The sequence below is a fragment of the Salmonella enterica subsp. arizonae genome (assembly GCF_008692845.1).
GTDB lineage: Bacteria > Pseudomonadota > Gammaproteobacteria > Enterobacterales > Enterobacteriaceae > Salmonella > Salmonella arizonae.
In genome coordinates, this window is the sequence record NZ_VXJW01000003.1 from 134,217 (window position 1) to 156,435 (window position 22,219).

The following is a 22,219-nucleotide window of genomic DNA, read 5'->3' on the forward strand; positions in this document are numbered from 1 at the left end:
TATGGTCATGAGCCAGAAAACCCTGTTTACAAAGTCTGCTCTCGCAGTCGCAGTGGCAATCATCTCCACCCAGGCCTGGTCTGCAGGCTTCCAGTTAAACGAATTTTCTTCCTCTGGCCTTGGCCGGGCCTATTCGGGTGAAGGCGCAATCGCAGATGATGCGGGTAACGTCAGCCGTAACCCGGCATTAATTACGATGTTTGACCGCCCGACGTTTTCAGCAGGCGCGGTTTATATTGATCCCGATGTCAATATTAGCGGGACGTCGCCCTCTGGCCGGACGCTGGATGCGGATAACATCGCGCCGACGGCATGGGTGCCGAATGTCCACTTTGTCGCCCCGATTAACGATCAGTTTGGCTGGGGGGCTTCTATTACCTCTAACTATGGCCTGGCGACAGAGTTTAACGACACATATGCCGGCGGCTCGGTTGGCGGTACAACTGATCTTGAAACCATGAACCTGAATTTAAGCGGAGCCTATCGCTTAAATGATGCCTGGAGCTTCGGCCTCGGTTTTGATGCGGTATACGCACGCGCGAAAATCGAACGTTATGCGGGCGATTTAGGTCAGTTGATTGCTGCGCAAAGCCCGGCGCTGGCGCCAATAGCAAGCCGCATTCCCAGCGATACTAAAATCGCTCACCTGAACGGTAACCAGTGGGGCTTTGGCTGGAACACCGGTATCCTTTATGAACTGGATAAAAATAACCGCTACGCCCTGACTTACCGCTCGGAAGTCAAAATTGACTTTAAAGGTAACTACAGTAGCGATCTTCCCCTCGTCGTGAATAACTACAATCTGCCCATCCCAACGGCAACCGCAGGCGCGACGCAGTCAGGCTACCTGACGCTGAATCTGCCAGAAATGTGGGAAGTTTCCGGTTATAATCGCGTGGCGCCACAATGGGCCATCCACTATAGCCTGGCTTATACCAGCTGGAGTCAGTTTCAGCAGTTGAAGGCAAAATCCACGGCTGGCGATACTCTGTTTGAAAAGCATGAAGGCTTTAAAGACGCATACCGCATCGCGCTGGGTACAACGTACTACTATGACGATAACTGGACGTTTCGTACCGGTATCGCCTTCGATGACAGCCCCGTTCCTGCGCAAAACCGGTCTATCTCTATTCCGGATCAGGACCGTTTCTGGCTGAGCGCCGGTACGACTTACGCCTTTAATAAAGATGCGTCTGTCGACGTTGGCGTCTCTTATATGCACGGTCAGAGCGTGAAAATTAATGAAGGACCTTATCAGTTTGAATCTGAAGGGAAAGCCTGGCTGTTCGGTACTAACTTTAACTACGCTTTCTAATCTCTTGCCGAAAAGGATCAAAAAGGTGAGCGTAACGCTCACCTTTTTATTTACTGCCGTTCATTCAGAGTCGATCTCTTTGAGTTCGTCCTGAATCTCCTGCGCGTTCGGGTTTTCCTGCGGCTTGAGTTTTCCGCCATTGGCAATAAAGTCATGACGCTGGAAGTACGCCTCGCGTACCATAATATAAGGATCGGAAGACTGACGCAGCAAGCCATCGGAATCCAGCAACTGCGCGCGGGTTTCTATCCCTTCGATAGCCCATTTCCCCACGGACATTGGCCAGGTGAGCCACGAGAGCACCGGATATAAGGTATCCGCCATATCCCCGCCATCTTCACGCAACGTGAAGCTGCCGTAGAACGGAAGTTGCACATAAGGCCCGTAACCCACGCCATAATGGCCCAGAGTGCTGCCAAAGCGGTGCGGTTCAACGCGCTGCAGTTTAGGATTCGCCATTCCCGCGACATCAATAAAGCCGCCCATCCCTAATAAGGTATTCAGGAAGAAACGGGTGAAATGCACCATACCCTGATAAGGGTCGCCCTGCAGGAAATAGTTCACCATGATCGCAGGTTCTTCAAGGTTACCGGTGAAATTGCTTAAACCGTTGCGTGCAGGCTGAGGAACATAATCACGCCAGGCAACCGCGACCGGCCGAACAACATACGGGTCCAGCACATTAAAGTTGAAGTTGTACATGGTGCGGTTAAACCCTTCAAACGGGTCTGAACGCCCCTGCTGTTCTGTACCGGAACTCGCACACCCGACCAGCAGTGTGGTTCCCAGCGCCAGCGCCGACAGGCGAAGCTTCATAAATGTCTCCCTGTAAATTATGGCTATCGCTGATTACCATCCATGACGGAACGAACGCTACCGTATCCGCCTGTTTAGGTGTGAGCGATTTTAACAGCACGTCAAACGATGTCTATATGCGCGATCTCATTGCTCTGAGCATAGCCTGGTAACACAACAACGTGACGGTCCTATTCTAGCGAAACGGATAAAAACGGGCGTGATCATTTTTATTTTTTCGGAGAATGTCCCGGCTCAGGAAAATGAAAAGCCGCTACGCTTTATTAATATGTGTGAAATATAAGGAATCATCATGGATAGCCTTAACAACGACAAAATAAAACAGCACAGTAGTGACCTGGAAGTTGAAAGCGAAGAAAAACAAAGCGGTAAAGAGATAGAAGTGGATGAAGATCGCCTTCCTTCCCGCGCCATGGCGATTCATGAACATATTCGCCAGGATGGTGAAAAAGAGATGGAACGCGATGCGATGGCCTTGTTGTGGTCAGCCATTGCCGCAGGACTTTCTATGGGGGCATCACTACTGGCGAAAGGGATTTTCCACGTACAACTTGCAGGCGTTCCCGGCGGTTTTTTACTGGAAAATCTCGGCTATACCTTTGGTTTTATCATTGTCATCATGGCTCGCCAGCAATTATTTACTGAAAATACCGTTACCGCCGTACTGCCGGTAATGCAAAATCCCACATTGAGTAACGTTGGCCTTCTGATGCGCTTATGGGGGGTGGTCTTATTGGGCAACCTTATTGGCACCGGGGTCGCGGCGTGGGCTTTTGAATATATGCCTATCTTTAATGAAGAAACCCGCGACGCCTTTGTCAAAATTGGTATGGAGGTCATGAAAAATAGTCCAACGGAGATGTTTGCCAACGCGATTATCTCTGGCTGGATCATCGCCACAATGGTATGGATGTTTCCTGCCGCAGGCGGGGCAAAGATTGTGGTCATTATTTTGATGACCTGGCTTATCGCGCTGGGCGATACCACGCATATCGTCGTTGGGTCTGTTGAAATTCTTTATCTGGTTTTCAATGGCACACTGCCGTGGCGCGATTTTATCTGGCCCTTCGCCCTGCCTACTCTCGCCGGAAATATTTGCGGCGGTACCTTTATTTTCGCGTTGATGAGCCACGCACAAATCCGCAACGATATGAGCAATAAGCGCAAGGAAGAAGCCCGTCTACGCGGCGAACGCATAGAAAAAGCGCGGAAAAAAGAGGAAAAACAGAGCTAAATGGCGACGGTTTAACCAGTCAGGCGGCGCTACACTTACTCCGACAAACAAAAAACGCTATACTGGCACCGCACTGTCCTCTTAGTTAAATGGATATAACGAGCCCCTCCTAAGGGCTAGTTGCAGGTTCGATTCCTGCAGGGGACACCACTCGCAGTCTACCAGAATAAATAAAAACCTATAATAATCAGCAGCATAACCAAAGAAGCAACAATTTCATGTCAATCGGCATCTACCCATTTCAACGTAAAACGATACGTATATGGGGCCTTATAGGGGGCTTATTCTGTTCAGCGAAAGTGAGGCCACGGATGCCATAATAGCCTGGAAAGCAGGCTCGCCCGGAAACTGCGGATCCGCCGAGCCCTTCATCACTTTGCCGGTGTTCCCCGGAATGTCATACTCACGCCCGTAGGCTTCATAGCTCGTCGTTCCTTCTCCCCCGGTTGCCGGTTCATGTCAACGCAACCAGGTAAGAGTGAAGATGTTTTGACACAGGCTTGCCCTCAATAGTATTGATTAACCAGAGAATGGGAAATATTGGGTCCGATTCGCGGCCGGATTCCCCGGCCGTACCAGCATTATCCCCTGCGCTGGCAACATCACCGCTGCCGCCACGGTACGTTCACGCCGAATGTCGCCATTGTCGGCCCGCGCTGATCGCGCACTGCGTTTTACACGAAGAAATTATTTTAGCGAGGGCCAACCCATACGATCGCAAAATCATCATCAATAACGAATACGTCATTTTCATAATGAATCCGTTCTTTCAGACCATTCAGGAAGTTTTTCTCTGCCGCCACATAATCGATTGCCCAAATAATAACATCAGCCTCTATATGTTCTGCCCGTTCAACGTCCGGATGTTTATAATGAACCCGACAACGTCCTGACGGTGTCTGTACTACATTACTTACCGAACGGTTTCATTAAATCGAATTCAAGTTCACTTAGCGTAATAAACTGGAGGCAATAGAGCTTCTGATTAATTGCCCGTAACATTGCCCCAGAAATACCGTCGGATGTTAATATATTCTCCCGGTTGTTTTTTTGACACAGGTGCAAAAGCAGTTTACTGAAATATTCCGAATAGCAAGGCATATAAAAATCGTTGGTGAACGTAGAGTCATCAATCGGGAAAAAGCTACGCCGCCGCAACAGTCAGGTAATTCGTTCCGGTCGCTCGCTAGCTGGTTTCGACGACAGCTCAAGAAATACCTCAGCCCCGGACTGACCACCGCCGACAACCACCACCTGCTTCCCTGCGGTATTGTGGTTTTTCTTAATATACTGGCTGATGTGGAGCTGCGAACTACCCAGAAGCGGTAAGCCGCACACACCTGAACTGCGCCAGGAAGCCTTGAAACTGGCCGAACATATTGGCGTTACAGCCGCCGCAGGTGAACTCTGCCTTTACGAGTCACAACCTTATGCCGGGTAAAGCAAAGTCGCTAAATGTAATTGTGCCGTTTGGGATAAACGCCGTTTAAATAGTACTGGCCGATGGCATTAACCTTCCAGCGCACCGGATCATGCAGCGTATGCGTGCGCGCATTACGCCAGTGGCGGTGCAAGTTAAGTGATTCCCGGGTTGAACTGGTTCCGGCAAATTCAAAAAGCTTATTACTGGCCAATAACGCAATGTCGTTTGCCAGTACTTTTGCAATCCCCACGCGCACGGAAAGCCGGGCAAGATCGGCGTCGGTGCTGATTACTGTTTCATCCAGTTCTCCGGCTACCTGATCCAGCATCGCAACAGCGGCGGCATAACGAATTTCGAGATCGCCAACTCCCGAAATAAGATAGGGGTCATCACTCGCCTGTTCCACACCGCTGTCAATCCATGGGCGGGCCGTTTGCCTGATATATTTTATCGTCTCATCAATAGATTCCCTAGCAATCCCGATATCAATTGATGCATGGATCAACTGTGAGACAGCACCTATCGGATGGACATCAAGAAATGCTTCGGTAAACGGAATGATATGTTCTTCATTTACCACGACATCATTCAACAGCACGGTACCGCTTGCCGTCACTTTTTGCCCAAAGCCCGACCAGTCCGCCTTTATATCCATACCCGGCGCATCTTTCGGGACAAATGCATGCATAAATACGCCGATGTCATCTTTGGCAACAATGCCTATCCAGTCCGCGTGTATGCAGCCCGTCGCATAATACTTCTTGCCGTTCAGTCGCCAGCCTCCTCTTTCCTGCGTCAGCATCGTCTGAATATCAGCTACATTTTTACCGCCGATTTCCGATGCTGCCTGAGCGAATTTTTTACCCGCCAGGATTTCACGAAAGAAAAACATTTTCTGGGAAGGAAGAGCTACGGCCTTGAGGAGATCAATAATATGAAAATGGCCGCGGGGAATTTGCGCTATTGAGGGGTCGGCCGCCGCAATAAGGCGCGTTATCTGACTGAGCACTTTATAACCCAAATCAGGACCGCCATACTCCTTGGGTACCGTCACAGCCCAGAGTCCGGATGACGCGTAGGCATCCACCTGCTCCGTGCTGATATGACGGGTCTGATCCCGCTCAGATGCGCTGTGTCGTAACCATTGTGCAATATCATTAGCATCAGACAACAACTTGGATAACTGTGGGCTTATCATCGATTTCATAGCACATGACTCCGGCGTGGTTGCTTTTCAGCATATATATATTAATCGTTAATAATATATTTTACTTAGTTATTTCCGCTGATATCCTAATGAAAATCCTGATCAAGTTATTTTCTGTTACGCCATGTATTTACGCATATCACGATAAAAATTAAAATCAGTTTTTCCTTGATATACTTTCAACAAAAAACTCATATACAGGCATTATTACTCTACTTAATATCCCTGCCATCAAAGAAATAAACTTCGGTGTCATATAACAGGGGAATCAAGTGCTTACCATTATGTCCGTATTCCTATTGGCCGGAATAGTGAAAGGTGTGATCGGGCTGGGGCTGCCGACGATATCCATGGGTTTATTAACCGTCGTTATGGCGCCGGCCAGCGCAGCCAGTTTGTTGATTATTCCCTCTCTGGTGACGAATATATGGCAACTCTTTACCGGCCCTGCATTTCTTAGTTTAATCAAAAGATTATGGGGGTTTATCGCAGGGATTTTCATTGGCACATTATTCAGCGTGTTACCCGGTTTAACCTCTACATCCTCATGGACTGAAGCGGTGCTGGGTATCATGCTTATTATGTATGGTCTGTGGGGGGCTTATTGCCACGAAGTTCCCGTCCCCGGATGAAGCCGAGAAATGGCTTTCACCACTGGTGAGTTATATTACTGGCGCCATTACCGCTGCAACCGGCGTTTTCATTATTCCGGCGGCGCCCTACCTGCAATCGCTTCAGCTAAATAAAAACGATCTTGTCCAGGCGCTCGGACTGGCGTTACGGCTTCAACCATCGCACTGGCGATGCGTTTGTCATTGGGCAGCAAGCTGGATCACGTTGACTATTATTTATCCGCCATTGCCTTAATCCCTACAATTGCCAGGCGCTTATATGGCGTTAAAATAACGACTATGAGTCGACCGGGGGTTGCGCCAGGAAATCCACAACTTCCTTGGTGTAATCGGGAAGATCGGCGAAATCCCGCGCGCAGAAAATCAGTTTACGGTCAGCCCAACGCTCTGACAGGCGGATGATTTTGTAGCTATGGTGATGACAATAACGCTCAGCGGCATGCTTCGGAATAATCGCGATACCGACGCCGCTGCTAACGATCTGCATCATGGCATCAAACGTGGTCATACGGACACGGTAGTTAAGGCGGCGCCCCAACTTTTTGGCGTGATCTTCAATATGCTCCTGAAGCGCGCTACCTTCGAACAATCCGATGAACTCTGCCGCGACGATCTCTTCAAACGTCGTGCTTTCGGTATCATGCCAACGGCCTTTTGCCGGCGCAAACACCACCAGTTCGTCATAACTAAAAGGGAGCGAGGCCAGTCCGTTCAACTGAGTCGAGTCAGCTACGATGCCTAAATTCGCCATTTGATTCTTAACTGCCGCGACAATGTCGTAACTCAGCATCTCTTTAACAGTAATGGAAATAACCGATGTCTTTCCATCAGTCCGCCGCCATAAAGGCTCTTTTTGCTATAAGGCTGATGGTTCATCTTTTAGTGGCTGCCAGTCTTATTTTCCCCACTTACTGGCATAAGGTTATGCCACTACAAGTGATGCGAGTAAACGGCTGAAAGTAAATTCAACAGGTTAACATGACGTGAAAAATTTTTTAGCGTCTGGTTACGCTGTGTTGATACATGAAGTCTTCTTTCTTAGGTACTATGAACGGGATGTATGTATCTGTGCTATCCCTTGCAAGACACTTTTGGACTTTATTAAACACCCCCGCAGGTACTTCCGATTCCATCCTGCGGGTTTTTTTTACGCTGTTTCTCAAACGATTTACGTAATCTTTCCAGCAAATCCTTCTCAAATATTCCGGTGCTCTTACACCCACTGACTTCACCTTATCGTTACCGTCGGTAGTATTGTAGTGGTCAACGAAAACTGGCCACCGCTTTAGAGTTTTTCCAGTATCGGTATTCCGATTCGTTTGGAGGCAACCCACCGTTATATTCATGCGGCCTTAGCGAGCTGTAGTACCCGACGATAATGTTTGTGATCGCATGAGCTGCTTCGCTAAAGTTTATATAACCTGTCACTGGCATCCACTCGTTTTTCAGACTCCTGAAGAAGCGGTCCATCAGGCTGTTATCCCAACAGTTTCCGCGTCGGCTCATACTCTCTGCTTGATCCGGTAACGCCACAGTAACTGCCGGAACTGCCTGCTTGTATAGTGACTACCCTGAACGCTCTTCTAAGAGTCAAGTTGTTATCAGGAGACTGTGTTGACCTGCCTGTTTTGATTGCGCAGCAATGTATAAACTTCGCGTGAGATATATCGCTTCCGACAGCGTATTGCTTCCATTTTCGTATGCCCTTCGGCTATTCGTCTGGCGACATATTCCTTTGTTTTTCGTCAGCTTGCAGGCGTCCGATGGCGATGATGTGCAGTGCACTATTCGCAGCACGATCTCCTCCCAGGTTAAGCCGATATCCTTGCGAGCTCCAGGAATAAAGTTGAATTTGACAGAGCGTTCAACAGGGCATTCCCATCACCAGAAACTTAGAGCGATCTTCTTGATGAAAATGAATGATATGACCTACCCGGCCACTGTGCCGGGTTTTCTTTGCCCGTCACTTATCTGTATGAGTCGCATCTTGATCTGACACATACCTCTGAAAGGTTGATAGCTACCAATCTTGATGATGCTCAATCCTTATACAAAAACAAAGTAACTTTCATACCTAATGTTACTATTTACATGATCAAACAAATAATTTGTTATGAAAAAATTCGATTACAATGGTTTTCTTTATGATGTGCAGTTTGGGAATTTTTTGAAAGTATCTCGCGGAGTTTATTGTTATGATAATGTTTTAATAAAAAGTTATGATTTATTAACCAGCAATACTGGGCAACTTAAGTATTTTTATGAAAATATTAGTATCTTTTATTTGTACTTTTACAAGGCTGTTATTGAACGGAAAAATGCTAAAATGTAGACTTATTACATAAAAGAAAGTTAAGAATTGTAATAAAGAGTGCGTTTTTCGAAAGTGATATACATGTTATGCTATAGTATTTGTAATTCAGGAGACATATGCTCAAACCTATTTTCTACAGTACAAGTGCAAAGGTTCCGCAATATCCGGAAACAGATAAGGCAGAAAATGCCGGATGTATCTCTCTATCTTCAGTCATTCAGCATGTTAAAAATGTTGTTGAAGATGTTCCAGCATTTCCAGAAAGCAGAACGGTGAGTGGTTCTGTTAGCGCAGCGTACAGGCTTTCTTTTGAAGAGGAATTTTGCGGTCTCAGCAATGAAGAACGTAAAAAGGTGTATGGTCGTCTTTTTGGAAAACAAGTACTTGCACATATTAATTCCATCTATCAGCGTGACGCTGACTTAATAAGAGAAAAGCATTAAGGCGGGTAAGCCGTGAGTGTGGCGCAGAAATAGATTGCGTTAGCTTGTTAAACAAGATGGTGGATATTTTACAAAATGCCCGACTGACAATAAATTTTAATGCCGCAAAAATTGACTTTGTCTCTCTCTTAAAAAATAAACAATATCTAAACTCTCATGCTATAGGTTGCAGACCAGGAAATTTACCTGCTTATAACGTCGGACGTAATTCAGTTGAAACTAAAACATTTGAGCTGGGGAAGCTTGCAGATTCACCTTATGCCCCATATGGTCAGACAGGAGATTTTTCCTTAGCATATACTCCTCAAAATAGAAATTTTAGCCCTACAAGCAGACCAATTTATGCCGCACTGGACTTTCTGAAAGAGAGCGCATGGAGGAGCCAGCTCTTATGGGAAGTCATTTTTTGAACTAAATGATAATGTCAAAACAAATTGTACATTCTCACCTTTTGATATCTACGGTCACAGATTTGGTCTGGATACCAGTAAATTATCTACATTCTGGCATATGGAGAAACTCATTGCATTCTGTCAAGATGATTTGTTCGGTTATAATTGCTTTAAGAGCTTAGTTAAAATGGCTAAGGGTGAAAAATTTTCAGCTCATTCTAATTATGGTACGGGTTATGAAGGAAATTATATAGAGGCTCACATTCCTGGTGACGTATATTTATTTAGAGACATAAAATACGCTCATTTATATATGAAAGAAAGCTCTTATTCGAAAAATCAACTGGATGATTATGCAAAACAAATAAACCAAACGCTTAATGAAAATTGCATAATACTATATCAATAAACTCGTTATAAGGTTATTTAAAGAAACTTTAAATTGTTTTGGCCGTGTACAGATCTGATATATGGGTTTCTCGTGATATCCAATGCCGCCTAAGAGCAATTTCTTTTGCCTGATTTGCAGGTTCGCAAAGAGTGGTCATCGGCCTGTTTTGACCGATGACATCCCTCTGTGGTCTAGAAGCGGTACTGAAGCCCCGCAGTAACCGTATAGTTATTATTAGCGATACCTGCGACATCGCCACCAAAATACTCCGAATCACCGCTGGTTTTATCTATGATTTGCGTACCCCCCTTGCCTTCTTCATATTTACTGTAAGCAAATTCCGCAAAAATTTTTGCATTATTTGTAATATAATATCCTGCGTTAACAGAGGCTCCATAATATCTCGAACTTCCCGTTTTTTCACGAAAAGTAAGTTTGCGCATGTAGTGTTCGTCATTATCATGCGCATGTACCCAGTCGCTGTATTTAAACATTACATTACCCTCAAAATCATTAATACGATAATGACCCGCCAGTCCGATATAGGGCATTTCGAAACGCTGGCTATAACCTATGACGCGTTTGCCCGGAGGAAAGTTACCAATATATTGGCCATTATCATAACTATAAGACCCACCTCTTGCCGTCCAGCTAAAACGGGTTTCCTGATAACCCGCTGTTACGCCAGCCTTGAAGTTATCTCCCTGCAATAACCAGCCTTTTACATTCAAATCATATTCATTAGCATGGTTGACACTGGTGTCCGGATGAATTGAACGATCGGTCCAGCCTGACTGCTCGCTGTTCATCCAGTCGCGGTCAACCATATGACCCGACCCCGACGCCAAAGAAGTCCAGCCGCGGGCATTTAGCGTCACGAACGAATAGGGATCCCATGATAAATCCCCCTGCAAAATGGCGACATTTTTTATTTTCCAGTCCAGTTGACTAAGTTTCCGCCCGGTATCAATGTCATAAACCAGTTCCCTGGATTTACCATTTAACACTCCCGCGGAAAGGGACGTCGTGACGCTATCAGGAGAGAAATCCGGAATAAATAAGGTAGACTCCGCATAAACCGACTCAGAAAATACGGTGATTATCATTACTGCAATAACATGTTTTTTCATTTCTCTTACCCTAATATTCAGATATAATCTGGAGAGGTGATGAAGTTTTATCTTGTCAAATCGCCGGACAAGAGTACATTTGTTCCGCCAGAAAACTTGACGCATTTTTACCGTATATTTAAGTTAAGAAACAGGATTCGATAATCTAATGAATAATAAGGAGCCTATAATAAGAATGAGAGGGCTTACCTGTGTGGTGATTCTCGTTATGTGGCTAACGTCATTGCTGCCAGTGCTGCCAGCCAGATTGAACGCAACTGTGATGTCAGAATTTATAATGTCCTCTACTTAAACCATATTTTTTCATGCGCAGATAAAGTTTTTTACGGGGAATTTGCAGGTATTCCGCTACTTCATTCATCCGCCCCTGATGAATATTTAATGCTTCGGTAATAATTTGTCGCTCATACTCTTCAACGCGCCGGTCAAGCGGGGGTGGCTCCTGAAGGAGCAACTGTGGGTTGACCGTTTCCGCCAGCGGTAGCACGCCGACAGCAAAAAGTTCTGCCGCATTGGCCAGTTCGCGCACATTGCTTGGCCAGGCGCGTCGCATTATTCCTTTCAGTAATTCCCCCGCTATTTCCGGCACTGGATGATCCAGCCGCAGACTGGCTTTTCAAAGATAATGGCGGAATAACGGCTCAATATCATCCGGCCGCTGAGAAAGAGACTGGCAGGCGATTTGGGTCATGGCAAAACAGTAAGATAGCTCGGCCGCAATATGATTAGCTGCCGCCTGCCCCAACAGCGAAGCGCTGCCAACGCCTACCAGACGAAAAGGCCGATGTTCCAGACTTTGTAGACGCGCCAGATGGTGCTGCTGTTCGCGAGTCAGATATTCAGGATGACTCAACACCAGCGTACCTCCTTGCGCCTGGTCGATAAATACTTCTAGCTGCGCGGCATTATCCGGCGTGAGTTCATAGCGTACAAACGGGCCTTTTGCGTTACGCCCCAGTTGATGAAGATAGCGGGCGCCAGTCATACGTCCGGTTCCATGCTCACCGTAAAACCACACGGCAATGTCCGTTTCCGCCAACTGCTTTAACCGATGTCGAAATTGATTCATCCACTCGCTGCGCCCAATCAGTTCAACCTGTAACGTCTGCTGGCAATATTGCTGCCGTGCAATGACCGATCGGCGCTGGCGTAGCGCTTCTTCAATTAACATTAATAGGTTGAGCGGATAGAACGCGGCACCAACTTCTGGCTGGCGGCAGGCGCGCTATCAAATAGCGCCAGCTTTTGGTGCTCCTGAAGGTGTTGCAACAGCATGGGGGATGAGGTCAGGATCAAATCGACATTTTCCGCATTCGCTGTATCAAGTAATTGCTCTAAAGAGCCGCTGGTGCGGTTGAGAGTACGAATCATGACGGAGCCCGGCTCCGTCTGCCAACGCTGGATAATCCATGTGGTCGCGCCGGGTTAAAACGTCGTCGCCATCACCAGCTCGCGGCTGTATGCCTGGCAAGAAACAAGCATCGCAGCCAGCCACAGCGTAAAACCACCCACTCTGGCGAAACGACCATAGCAACAGAAAAGCCGATTTGTGATCCCGTTCATAAATATTGACATCACATAAAGAAAACCTTGAGACAAAACTTACCCTTTTATTTCTGTTAGCATCCAGAACAGCGTTATTTGAATAATAACGGGTCTGTCATCCGAAAGCACTAATAAATCGTATCAGATAACTGGCAGCAAATTTGTTAATATCCGCACATGATAACAATAAAACGGTTATGCCAATAATTAATCTCCCCTCACCTTTAAGATGGGTCAAAAATAGCCGCCAGACTCACCAAATTGAGTCAATTTTGACACATTTTCACGACTTGAGTTTTATTGTCATCTCTTTCATTCTGCCAACAAAACCTCCTGATATTAATCTCACTATAAAATACAGGTGACTCCATGTTATCAATATTAAAAAAGGGCGATCGGCGAATAAAGTCCCAGCGGAAAAAGTTCAGGCTACGTATGGACGATACCGTATGCAGGCATTGTTGAGCGTATTTCTGGGATATCTCGCTTATTATATAGTCAGAAACAGTTTCACTTTATCGACGCCTTACTTAAAAGAACAACTGGATCTTAGCGCTACGCAAATTGGCCTGCTGAGTAGCTGTATGCTTATTGCTTACGGAATCAGCAAAGGCGTGATGAGCAGCCTGGCAGATAAAGCCAGCCCGAAAGTCTTTATGGCATGCGGTCTGGTACTCTGTGCGATTGTTAACGTCGGATTGGGGTTCAGTGGCGCATTCTTGATATTTGCCGCTCTGGTAGTTTTCAATGGCCTTTTTCAGGGCATGCGCGTCGCCCCTCTTTTATTATCATAGCAAACTGGTTCCCTCGTCAGGAACGCGGGCGCGTAGGCGCTTTCTGGAATATCTCGCATAACGTTGGCGGTGGAATTGTCGCGCCTATCGTCGGTACGGCTTTCGCTATATTAGGCAGCGAACACTGGCAAAGCGCCAGTTATATCGTTCCGGCCTGTGTCGCCGTTATTTTTGCTTTAGTCGTTCTGCTCCTGGGAAAAGGTTCGCCGCGTGAAGAAGGTCTTCCCTCACTGGAACAGATGATACCAGAAGAAAAAATCATTCTGAAAACGAAGAATACAGCGAAAGCACCAGAAAATATGAGCGCATTTCAAATATTCTGTACTTATGTGCTGCGCAATAAAAATACCTGGTATATTTCGCTGGTGGATGTCTTCGTTTACATGGTGCGATTTGGCATGATTAGCTGGTTGCCTATCTATCTGTTAACGGTAAAATATTTTTCAAAAGAACAGATGAGCGTCGCATTTCTCTTTTTCGAGTGGGCGGCGATTCCCTCCACGCTACTGGCGGGTTGGCTGTCAGATAAACTGTTTAAAGGCCGTAGAATGCCGTTAGCTATGATTTGTATGGCGCTGATATTTGTCTGTCTGATCGGATACTGGAAAAGTGAATCTTTACTGATGGTAACGATTTTCGCCGCCATTGTGGGCTGCCTGATTTACGTCCCGCAGTTCCTGGCATCAGTACAGACGATGGAGATAGTCCCCAGTTTCGCCGTAGGCTCCGCCGTCGGATTACGTGGGTTTATGAGCTATATCTTCGGCGCCTCGTTGGGCACCAGTCTCTTTGGCGTGATGGTGGACAAACTTGGCTGGTACGGCGGATTTTATCTGCTGATGGGCGGCATTGTGTGCTGTATTCTGTTCTGTTATCTCTCCCATTGCGGTGCGCTGGAACTGGAGCGGCAGCGCCATGCGTTACATAACCAGAATTCGCTGCAACTTGCCGATGCGCAATAATCGATTAGCCTTCCCAGGGAAAATAAGCGCCGACGTTATCGGCGCTATCTATTTACTGACACTATGTATGCTAACGCTTGCCGTACCCTACCATAAAGCGAATGATTAACCCGCATGCCGGTGAGAGAAAAAGCAATAATCCGCTACCAATTTCATCGCCATCTTGCAGCCATACATTGAGTAAATAAATCAGTGCGACAAGAATAACCATTCCAGTAAAAGAAGAAACCGCAGAAAAAGCCCCCATCACCTGACCGATATAGCAACTTACGGCAAGTATACTTATTACAAGAAATGTCCATAAATAAATCATCTATAATACCTCCTGTCTATGGCAAGGCTTCCATATCGCCTTACAGTCCCTATCATTCCCCATTTAAGATAAACCTTATCGGTAAGTCATTTCCATAACATTTATCTCACATTTTATTTTTCTAATCACTTTCAATAACCTTCGTCTGAAATTAAATTAATAGTTTAAAAACAAAGGATTAAAAATAGTTGTCGATCTATTTTTGTTACCGAAGAAATATTTACGCTTCTTGATAAAGAATTTCTGGGCGCGAGTAAATAACTGGTGGTACATTAGCCTGCCTGGCATTCATGCCCCTCGTGGTTTAGTACTGACTTAGTTTTACACTCCTTACAGGAACCATTGTCGTACATGATGGCCTAACTAAACACAAAATCATTCAAGTTGCAGCAAGGCGGCAAGCGAGTTCTCTCAAGTAAGTGATTCAGGCGGCCCTTAAGGGCGAGTCTCATGGATGAGACGAGTAAACTCAGCAGCCTACACAGAGGCAGCCTGAAGGATGACGTGTATTTCAGAGTGTACCGCTGCGGATAATAACTCTTCTGCGATACATTATTTGCGTATCTACAGAAGGTATTTTATGTTTCCTCAAAGCAAATTTTCGCGCGCGTTTTTGCATCCGCGCTACTGGCTGACGTGGTTTGGCGTCGGCGTCCTCTGGTTACTGGTGCAACTTCCCTACCCTGTTTTACGTTTTTTGGGAACCCGCACGGGAAAACTGGCGCGCCCCTTTCTGAAGCGACGTGAGTCGATTGCCCAGAAAAATATTGAACTCTGCTTCCCGGCACTCTCGTGGGAAGAAAGGGAAAAACTGCTCGCCGAGAACTTTCACTCTCTTGGCATGGCGCTGCTTGAAACGGGCATGGCCTGGTTCTGGCCTGACAGCCGGGTTCGAAAATGGTTTGATGTGGACGGGCTGGACAACCTTACCCGCGCGCAGGCACAAAATCGCGGCGTAATGGTCGTCGGCGTGCATTTTATGTCGCTGGAGTTGGGAGGCCGGGTGATGGGTCTCTGTCAGCCGATGATGGCCACCTATCGTCCGCATAACAATCCGCTCATGGAGTGGGTGCAAACGCGCGGCCGTATGCGCTCAAATAAAGCGATGATCGGCAGAAACAACCTGCGTGGCATTGTGGGCGCGCTGAAAAAGGGAGAAGCCGTTTGGTTTGCTCCCGACCAGGACTACGGCCCTAAAGGCAGCTCCTTTGCACCGTTTTTCGCTGTTGAAAACGTCGCTACCACGAACGGCACTTATGTACTGTCCAGGCTGTCTGGCGCCGCTATGTTGACCGTCACGATGGTGAGAAAAACCGATAACTCAGGTTATCGTCTGTATATTACCCCTGAAATGGAAGGTTACCCGGCAGATGAAAATCAAGCCGCTGCTTATATGAATAAAATTATTGAGAAAGAGATCATGCGCGCCCCGGAGCAATATCTTTGGATTCATCGCCGTTTTAAGACTCGCCCGCTGGGAGAAGCGTCACTCTATATCTAAAAAAGGCTGAAAGGCCTTTTATTTTGTCATGCCGCATTGCCATGATATTCATATCGTAAATTACTTATCCCTACTTTTAGCGCCATGCCTCCTGGTTACAGGAGGTTTTTAATGCGTCGTCAGCTTCGCTCAATAGCGATTTATCACTGCCAGAAATCAAACTGTCGCCGATTCACGACACCTGTAAGTTACTAAAAGTAAATGGGAAAATCCCTCTTGTCTCACCTCATTTTTAGGCGTACATTAGCGCCGTCTGGAGCGATGAAGCTCAGAATTCCGAGGTGATGCAGGCAGTTGAAACACGAATAATTCTCAATTTCGTATTGTCCGGCGTCAACTCTTTATAATCAGGTAAGTGTTAGTTCATTTAGGCGTACGACAGGTACGCGGAGAGATGAAACGTGAAATATTTCTTTATGGGCATTTCATTTATGGTCATCGTTTGGGCCGGTACTTTCGCTCTGATGATTTAAAAGTACAATGCAGAGAAAAACAGGAGCCCGGGGCTCCTGTTTGCTTTTCTACTCCGAACGCGCCTCAACGGGCTTCAGATTTGCCGACAGCGCGCCATCGGCGCGGAACATCGCTTTAATCCCCCGGACGGCCTGCCGAATACGATCGCGATTCTCTATTAATGCAAAGCGTACATGAGTATCGCCATAATCGCCAAAGCCTATTCCTGGAGAAACGCAGACCTTCGCCTCATTCAGCAGCTTTTTGGCAAACTCAAGCGAGCCCATCGCCGCATATTGCTCCGGGATTTTCGCCCAGACGTACATTGAGGCTTTCGGCATTTCAACCATCCAGCCCGCCTCATATAGCCCCTTCACCAGTACATCACGACGGCGTTTATACTGCTCTGCAATATCACGCACGCACTGCTGATCGCCCTCCAGAGCGGCGATAGCCGCCACCTGAAGCGGGGTAAACGTACCATAATCGTGATAACTTTTAATACGCGCCAGCGCGCTGACCAGAGTTTTATTGCCCACCATAAAGCCAATACGCCAGCCTGCCATATTGTAGCTTTTCGACAGGGTAAAAAATTCGACCGCCACGTCGCGCGCGCCGGGCACCTGCATAATCGATGGCGCTTTCCAGCCGTCGTACACGATATCGGCATATGCCAGATCGTGTACGACCAGCACATCATAACGTTTAGCCAGAGCGACCACTTTTTCAAAAAATTCCAGTTCAACGCACTGAGCCGTAGGGTTAGACGGAAAACCCAAAATCATCATTTTCGGTTTCGGATAACTTTCGCGAATAGCACGCTCCAGCTCGTTGAAGAAATCAACCCCCTCCACCAATGGAACCGAACGAACCTGCGCGCCGGCGATAACAGCGCCATAAATATGAATCGGATAACTGGGGTTCGGCACCAGTACCGTATCGCCATGATCCAGTGTTGCCAGCATTAAATGCGCCAGCCCCTCTTTGGAACCGATGGTCACAATCGCTTCGGTTTCCGGATCGATATCGACATCATAACGTTCCTGATACCAGTGAGAAATCGCGCGGCGTAAACGCGGTATACCGCGAGACGTTGAATAACCGTGCGTATCCGGGCGCTGCGCGACGGTACAAAGTTTTTCAACAATGTGGGGAGGGGTTGCGCCATCAGGATTGCCCATACTGAAATCAATAATATCTTCGCCGCGCCGGCGCGCAGCCATTTTGAGTTCAGCGGTGATGTTAAATACGTAGGGCGGAAGGCGATCGATACGCGTAAAACGACGATCAGGGCGGAAGTCAGCCATAATATCCTCAGATTAACGTTAGCGCCCGGACCGTCCGAGCGACGTTGCCACGATGGTGGCTCCTTTAGAAAATAGCCTGAAAATTTTCTTCCTGTCGAGAGGGTAATGGAAATATTTTTTAGCGGCATAAAAGAGGAACAACAGTGAACAATCATCGTTTAAGTTTGTCAGTTATCGCGTAAAACAAACCAATTAATTAACAAGTTGATATCATAGAAGTTACCAAATCCGATATTACCGACGATAATTTCCTAGCAATAAACCTTATCTTAAATAATCCCCTTTTGATTTTGTGGTTTTTCCTCTTTAATTAAAGCCCTTACTAAGAGCAATGGTATTTATTCATGCCGTATTGAGGAGTTTTCAGGCACATTTATCTGAGAGCAAGGACCATTTTCGGCAATCTGGCGTGATGCAACAAATAAGGCAGCGATCCGGGTACGTGCAGTAAAGTGAATCCCTATTTTCCAATATTGATGATCGCCGTTATGTTATGGCTCAACGCTCTGGCGTTTGATCTTTCCTTTAGCAGGAGTAAAGTTAAATAATTCAGTTAGTTGAGGTATCTATAGCACAGGAACGGCAATGAACAAATCAGACTTACCGGCAGACCAACAGTTTTTTGCCGATCTGTTTAGCGGTCTGGTGCTTAATCCACACCAGTTAGGACGCGTATGGTTTGCCAGCCACCCCTCCACCCTGCCTTCCGGCAGTTTATGTATCGACCTGCCCCGGCTGGATATCGTGCTGCGCGGGGAATATGGTAATCAACTGGAAAAAACGCAACGTCGGCTGACGGAAGGCGAAATGTTGTTTATCCCTGCCCGTGCGGCGAATCTACCGGTGAGCGATAAACCGGTGATGCTGCTTAGTCTGGTATTCGCGCCCTCCTGGCTAGGGTTATCATTTTACGAAAACCGTACAGCGTCGCTTTTACGTCCGGTGCGCCGTATCGAATTGCCACACTTGCAGCGCGGCGAAGGCGAGGCAATGCTGACCGCGCTTACCCATTTAAGCCGTTCGCCTCAGGAGCAGAATATTATTCAGCCACTGGTGCTCAGCCTCCTGCATTTGTGCCGGAACGTGGTGAATACACGCCCCGATATCTATCGTCCACGCACCGAGTTTCTCTATCAGAGTATCTGTAACTGGGTGCAGGATAACTACGCCCAGCCGTTGAGCAGAGAAAGCGTCGCGCAGTTCTTTAATATCACCGCCAATCACCTGTCCAGGCTATTTACACAGCATGGCACGATGAGCTTTGTAGAGTATGTTCGCTGGGTGCGAATGGCGAAGGCGCGCATCGTGTTGCAGAAATACCACTTGCCGATTAACGAAGTCGCTCTGCGCTGCGGGTATCAGGATAGCGATTATTTTTGCCGTCTGTTCCGGCGCCAGTTTGGTCTGACGCCAGGGGATTACGGCGCGCGGTTTCAATAACAGGCCCCTCGCCGGATGGCGGCGTAAACGCCTTATCCGGCCTACATTATCACTCGTGCGTGTAGGCCTGATAAGGCGTAGCGCCATCAGTCTGTTAACCCACGTTAAAATGTCAACTCCGCTTCCAGCAGCGCCAGAATACTGTCGGTATCACTGGCGGCAAACAGCGACTGACGGAAGTTTTTATTCACCAGCTTACGGGCGAGCTGCGAAAAAACCTTCACATGATTTATCCCCTCATCCGCACCAAGCGTCAGCATAATCACCAGCTCCACGTCACCCATTTCCGACTGCCAGTCCACGGGCTGGGCGAGACGCGCAATACTGATCGACGAGTGGCGAATCCACTGCGATTTTGTATGGGGGATCGCTACGCCAAAACCGACGGCAGTAGTAACAATCTCCTCACGCTGCCAGACATCCTCTTCCAGTTCAAACGGATGTTCGGTACGCCCGTTCACGCCAAGGTTGCCGCACAGAAACTGAATAACCTGCTCCTTATTATTGAGCGGCTCGCCGACGAAGATATTTTCCAGCGCCAGCAGCGGGCGTACCTCTTTTTCCGGCGCAAACTGGTTCAGCAACGCTTCTATCTCTTGGGCGCTGCGGCACTCGCAGGCCTGACGCGCCAGCGTCCGACACGCCTGGCTATCCAGATGACGTAGCTGACTTTTCACCGCCGGGATACGTGGGCTGCTCATACTCAGTTCATCCAGCCCCAGTCCCAAAAGTAGCGGTAAATAGCGGCTTTCTCCACCCAGTTCACCGCAAATGCCGACCCATTTACCTCGTTCATGGGCAACATGGATAATCTGCCGCAACATGCGTAAAAACGATGGCGTAATCGGGTTATACAACGGCGAGACGCGCGGATTATTACGATCGACCGCGTACAGATATTGCGTCATATCGTTCGAACCGATGCTAAAGAAATCCACTTCATCACAAAAATGATCGATGATGTAACAGACCGACGGCACCTCAACCATAATCCCCAGCGGAATATCCTGCGCGTGACGCAGCCTTTCCTCTTTCAGCTCCGCGATCGCTTTTTTCAGCTCGCTTTTTACCCATAAAATCTGGTCAAGGCTATGTACCATCGGAATCATCAACTGCGCGTGACCGAAAACAGCGGCCCGCAAAATAGCGCGAAGCTGGGTGCGAAAGAGCCCGGAAAATTCAGGGTAGATGCGCACCGCGCGGTAACCAAGAAAGGGATTATCTTCCTGCGGAATATTGAGATAGCGGATGTTTTTATCACCGCCAATATCCATTGTGCGAAAAATCACAGGCTTTTCGCCCGCCGCCAGCAAAACTTGTTGGTAAGCTTCAAACTGCTCCTGCTCATCCGGCGCGCTGTCACGATCCATAAACAGCATTTCGGTACGGAACAGGCCAATCCCTTCCGCGCCGTTGGAAAACGCGCCGGGCGCTTCCAGCGCGGTGCCAATATTCGCCGCGATATCGATACGCTGGTTGTCCTGCGTACAGGCAAGCAACGCCGCATCGCACGCCTGCCGCTGTTGCCGTTTATCCGCCAGCTTCTCCGCCACGGCATAATAGCCGCGCACCGAGGAATTCGGGTTAATCGCCAGTACGCCGCACTGAGCGTCCAGCACCGCAGGCCGGGTCGCATAACGGCCAATGGCCTCAGCAGACAGCCCGCTAAGCACCGGGATCGCGGAGGCGCGCGCCAGAATCAAGGTATGTGACGTCCGACCGGTCTTTTCCAGGATCATACCGGACAGATACTGCAAATCGAGGCTTAAAAACTGGCTGGGCGTTAAGTCTTCCGCCACCAGAATGGTAGGGCGCGTAAGCACCAGCGCATTACGCGGTTGTTTTTCAGGCCAAGTAATGTGTAACAACTGCTCGCTGATATCGCGAATATCGCTTACCCGCTCGCGCAAATAGTCGCTTGCCGAGGCCGAAAGCTGGCTGCAAACCTGCTCCATATTGGCAATAATCGCCGCTCCCAGCGCCAGATGACGTTCAACCATTAAGCGACGAATGTTCCCCGCAAACTCATCGTCCTGAATGAGCGATAAATGAGCGCTTAAAATGGTTTTACTCTCGCCGTCACGCTCGCGAAGCTGTTGATTAAGCTGTTCCGCCAGCGTCGCCAGACTATTTTCAAGACGGGTAAGATCTTCAGCGCTCGCGGGAATGGTACGGTAGCCCTCCAGATTGTCGCTCTGCCATAGCGTCAGCATCCCCTCGCCCACGCCGCTTGCCAGGACGTCACCGTAAAGTAAATCTGGATTCAGGCGAAGTAACGATCGCGGCAGCGGACGCGCCGCCAGTTCAGCCGGCCCAGGCTGTACGCTATCGCTGTCGATAAAATGGTGCGCAAGCCAGACCTCCAGCGATCGTTTGGCCTGTTCCTCATCACGCCCGCTGATGTTCAGCATGCAGCTATCATTGAACAGCGTACCGGTGCCGATAAGCGCCAGCGAACTTTTCGCGTCCGCCCGCACGTTCTGGCGACGATTAATAAAAGTGATATCACTTTGCCACTGGCTGCATTGCTCTTTTAGCTCCCACGCGGGACGCGCATGAATACCATTAGGCAGCGGGCAGAGAAATTCAATTGTTAACATAACGACT

At 47.9% G+C, this 22,219-nt stretch carries 12 protein-coding genes, 1 tRNA gene and 9 pseudogenes; 10 read left to right on the forward strand and 12 right to left on the reverse strand.

Annotated elements, in window-relative coordinates; translation table 11 throughout:
- The first annotated feature begins 7 nt into the window (after positions 1 to 7).
- Positions 8 to 1,315 (forward strand): long-chain fatty acid transporter FadL, encoded by a 1,308-nt coding sequence (gene fadL / locus F4V61_RS07835; protein ID WP_141029332.1) that lies wholly within the window; start codon positions 8 to 10, stop codon positions 1,313 to 1,315.
- Between the two features lie 60 nt (positions 1,316 to 1,375).
- Here the strand turns inward: fadL and mlaA are convergent, their stop codons facing one another.
- Positions 1,376 to 2,131 (reverse strand): phospholipid-binding lipoprotein MlaA, encoded by a 756-nt coding sequence (gene mlaA, locus F4V61_RS07840; protein ID WP_038395067.1) that lies wholly within the window; start codon positions 2,129 to 2,131, stop codon positions 1,376 to 1,378.
- A 292-nt stretch (positions 2,132 to 2,423) separates the two neighbouring features.
- Between mlaA and F4V61_RS07845 the strand changes: the two genes are divergently transcribed.
- Together F4V61_RS07845 and F4V61_RS07850 are read left to right on the forward strand one after the other, a co-directional pair.
- Positions 2,424 to 3,365, forward strand: coding sequence for a formate/nitrite transporter family protein (locus tag F4V61_RS07845; protein WP_038395064.1), 942 nt, complete (start codon positions 2,424 to 2,426; stop codon positions 3,363 to 3,365).
- Between the two features lie 75 nt (positions 3,366 to 3,440).
- Positions 3,441 to 3,515, forward strand: a tRNA-Arg gene (locus F4V61_RS07850).
- A 759-nt stretch (positions 3,516 to 4,274) separates the two neighbouring features.
- Here F4V61_RS07850 and F4V61_RS07860 read toward each other — a convergent pair.
- Positions 4,275 to 4,703 (reverse strand): annotated as a pseudogene (locus tag F4V61_RS07860) (SidA/IucD/PvdA family monooxygenase).
- On the opposite strand from F4V61_RS07860, the pseudogene F4V61_RS22815 reads away from it, so the two are divergent.
- A pseudogene (locus tag F4V61_RS22815) lies at positions 4,663 to 4,797 on the forward strand (IS3 family transposase); the annotation flags it as partial. The pseudogenes F4V61_RS07860 and F4V61_RS22815 overlap by 41 nt on opposite strands.
- Positions 4,798 to 4,816: 19 nt before the next feature.
- Here the strand turns inward: F4V61_RS22815 and F4V61_RS07870 are convergent.
- Positions 4,817 to 5,995 carry an SfnB family sulfur acquisition oxidoreductase gene (locus F4V61_RS07870; protein WP_000839652.1) on the reverse strand — a complete coding sequence of 393 codons (1,179 nt, stop codon included), beginning with the start codon at positions 5,993 to 5,995 and terminating at the stop codon, positions 4,817 to 4,819.
- A 284-nt stretch (positions 5,996 to 6,279) separates the two neighbouring features.
- Here F4V61_RS07870 and F4V61_RS07875 point away from each other — a divergent pair.
- Positions 6,280 to 6,900: pseudogene (locus tag F4V61_RS07875) on the forward strand (sulfite exporter TauE/SafE family protein); the annotation flags it as partial.
- A 4-nt stretch (positions 6,901 to 6,904) separates the two neighbouring features.
- Here the strand turns inward: F4V61_RS07875 and F4V61_RS07880 are convergent.
- From F4V61_RS07880 to F4V61_RS07890, 3 genes and pseudogenes are all read right to left on the reverse strand, one after another.
- Complete coding sequence (locus tag F4V61_RS07880; RefSeq protein WP_349251640.1) at positions 6,905 to 7,438, reverse strand: LysR substrate-binding domain-containing protein; 534 nt, start codon at positions 7,436 to 7,438, stop codon at positions 6,905 to 6,907.
- A gap of 452 nt (positions 7,439 to 7,890) precedes the next feature.
- Positions 7,891 to 8,207, reverse strand: a pseudogene (locus tag F4V61_RS07885) (integrase core domain-containing protein); the annotation flags it as partial.
- Between the two features lie 21 nt (positions 8,208 to 8,228).
- Positions 8,229 to 8,452, reverse strand: a pseudogene (locus tag F4V61_RS07890) (IS110 family transposase); the annotation flags it as partial.
- Between the two features lie 605 nt (positions 8,453 to 9,057).
- Between F4V61_RS07890 and F4V61_RS07895 the strand changes: the two are divergent.
- Positions 9,058 to 10,185, forward strand: a pseudogene (locus tag F4V61_RS07895) (DUF3626 domain-containing protein).
- 173 nt (positions 10,186 to 10,358) lie between these two features.
- Here the strand turns inward: F4V61_RS07895 and pgtE are convergent.
- The 3 genes and pseudogenes from pgtE to pgtC form a co-directional block, all read right to left on the reverse strand.
- Positions 10,359 to 11,297 (reverse strand): omptin family outer membrane protease PgtE, encoded by a 939-nt coding sequence (gene pgtE, locus F4V61_RS07900; RefSeq protein WP_038395055.1) that lies wholly within the window; start codon positions 11,295 to 11,297, stop codon positions 10,359 to 10,361.
- A 265-nt stretch (positions 11,298 to 11,562) separates the two neighbouring features.
- Positions 11,563 to 12,483 (reverse strand): annotated as a pseudogene (locus F4V61_RS07905) (sigma-54-dependent transcriptional regulator); the annotation flags it as partial.
- Positions 12,474 to 12,779, reverse strand: a pseudogene (gene pgtC, locus F4V61_RS07910) (phosphoglycerate transport regulator PgtC); the annotation flags it as partial. The pseudogenes F4V61_RS07905 and pgtC, both read right to left, overlap by 10 nt.
- A gap of 437 nt (positions 12,780 to 13,216) precedes the next feature.
- Here pgtC and pgtP point away from each other — a divergent pair.
- Positions 13,217 to 14,598: pseudogene (pgtP, locus tag F4V61_RS07915) on the forward strand (phosphoglycerate transporter PgtP).
- A gap of 70 nt (positions 14,599 to 14,668) precedes the next feature.
- Here pgtP and F4V61_RS07920 read toward each other — a convergent pair.
- Positions 14,669 to 14,911, reverse strand: coding sequence for a YfdY family protein (locus F4V61_RS07920; RefSeq protein WP_000639891.1), 243 nt, complete (start codon positions 14,909 to 14,911; stop codon positions 14,669 to 14,671).
- Between the two features lie 580 nt (positions 14,912 to 15,491).
- On the opposite strand from F4V61_RS07920, the gene lpxP reads away from it, so the two are divergent.
- On the forward strand, positions 15,492 to 16,412 hold the full coding sequence (lpxP, locus tag F4V61_RS07925) for a kdo(2)-lipid IV(A) palmitoleoyltransferase (RefSeq protein WP_000484426.1): 921 nt from the start codon (positions 15,492 to 15,494) through the stop codon (positions 16,410 to 16,412).
- 401 nt (positions 16,413 to 16,813) lie between these two features.
- A complete protein-coding gene (gene ypdK / locus F4V61_RS07930; protein WP_010723117.1) occupies positions 16,814 to 16,885 on the forward strand; it encodes a membrane protein YpdK in 72 nt (23 codons plus the stop codon).
- A gap of 48 nt (positions 16,886 to 16,933) precedes the next feature.
- On the opposite strand, the gene alaC is transcribed toward ypdK, so the two are convergent.
- On the reverse strand, positions 16,934 to 18,172 hold the full coding sequence (alaC, locus tag F4V61_RS07935) for an alanine transaminase (RefSeq protein ID WP_079827492.1): 1,239 nt from the start codon (positions 18,170 to 18,172) through the stop codon (positions 16,934 to 16,936).
- Between the two features lie 585 nt (positions 18,173 to 18,757).
- On the opposite strand from alaC, the gene F4V61_RS07940 reads away from it, so the two are divergent.
- On the forward strand, positions 18,758 to 19,612 hold the full coding sequence (locus F4V61_RS07940; protein WP_001042955.1) for an AraC family transcriptional regulator: 855 nt from the start codon (positions 18,758 to 18,760) through the stop codon (positions 19,610 to 19,612).
- 104 nt (positions 19,613 to 19,716) lie between these two features.
- Here the strand turns inward: F4V61_RS07940 and ptsP are convergent, their stop codons facing one another.
- Positions 19,717 to 22,212: a phosphoenolpyruvate--protein phosphotransferase gene (gene ptsP / locus F4V61_RS07945; RefSeq protein ID WP_000955498.1), complete on the reverse strand. Its 2,496-nt coding sequence runs from the start codon at positions 22,210 to 22,212 to the stop codon at positions 19,717 to 19,719.
- Positions 22,213 to 22,219: the final 7 nt, after the last annotated feature.

Bases quoted from the DNA above. Each gene is read 5' to 3' on its own strand.
- F4V61_RS07845 (WP_038395064.1), top strand. From the start codon at position 2,424: ATGGATAGCCTTAACAACGACAAAATAAAACAGCACAGTAGTGACCTG.
- alaC (WP_079827492.1), bottom strand. From the start codon at position 18,172: ATGGCTGACTTCCGCCCTGATCGTCGTTTTACGCGTATCGATCGCCTT.
- F4V61_RS07920 (WP_000639891.1), bottom strand. From the start codon at position 14,911: ATGATTTATTTATGGACATTTCTTGTAATAAGTATACTTGCCGTAAGT.
- F4V61_RS07870 (WP_000839652.1), bottom strand. From the start codon at position 5,995: ATGAAATCGATGATAAGCCCACAGTTATCCAAGTTGTTGTCTGATGCT.
- lpxP (WP_000484426.1), top strand. From the start codon at position 15,492: ATGTTTCCTCAAAGCAAATTTTCGCGCGCGTTTTTGCATCCGCGCTAC.
- fadL (WP_141029332.1), top strand. From the start codon at position 8: ATGAGCCAGAAAACCCTGTTTACAAAGTCTGCTCTCGCAGTCGCAGTG.
- mlaA (WP_038395067.1), bottom strand. From the start codon at position 2,131: ATGAAGCTTCGCCTGTCGGCGCTGGCGCTGGGAACCACACTGCTGGTC.
- F4V61_RS07940 (WP_001042955.1), top strand. From the start codon at position 18,758: ATGAACAAATCAGACTTACCGGCAGACCAACAGTTTTTTGCCGATCTG.
- ptsP (WP_000955498.1), bottom strand. From the start codon at position 22,212: ATGTTAACAATTGAATTTCTCTGCCCGCTGCCTAATGGTATTCATGCG.
- pgtE (WP_038395055.1), bottom strand. From the start codon at position 11,297: ATGAAAAAACATGTTATTGCAGTAATGATAATCACCGTATTTTCTGAG.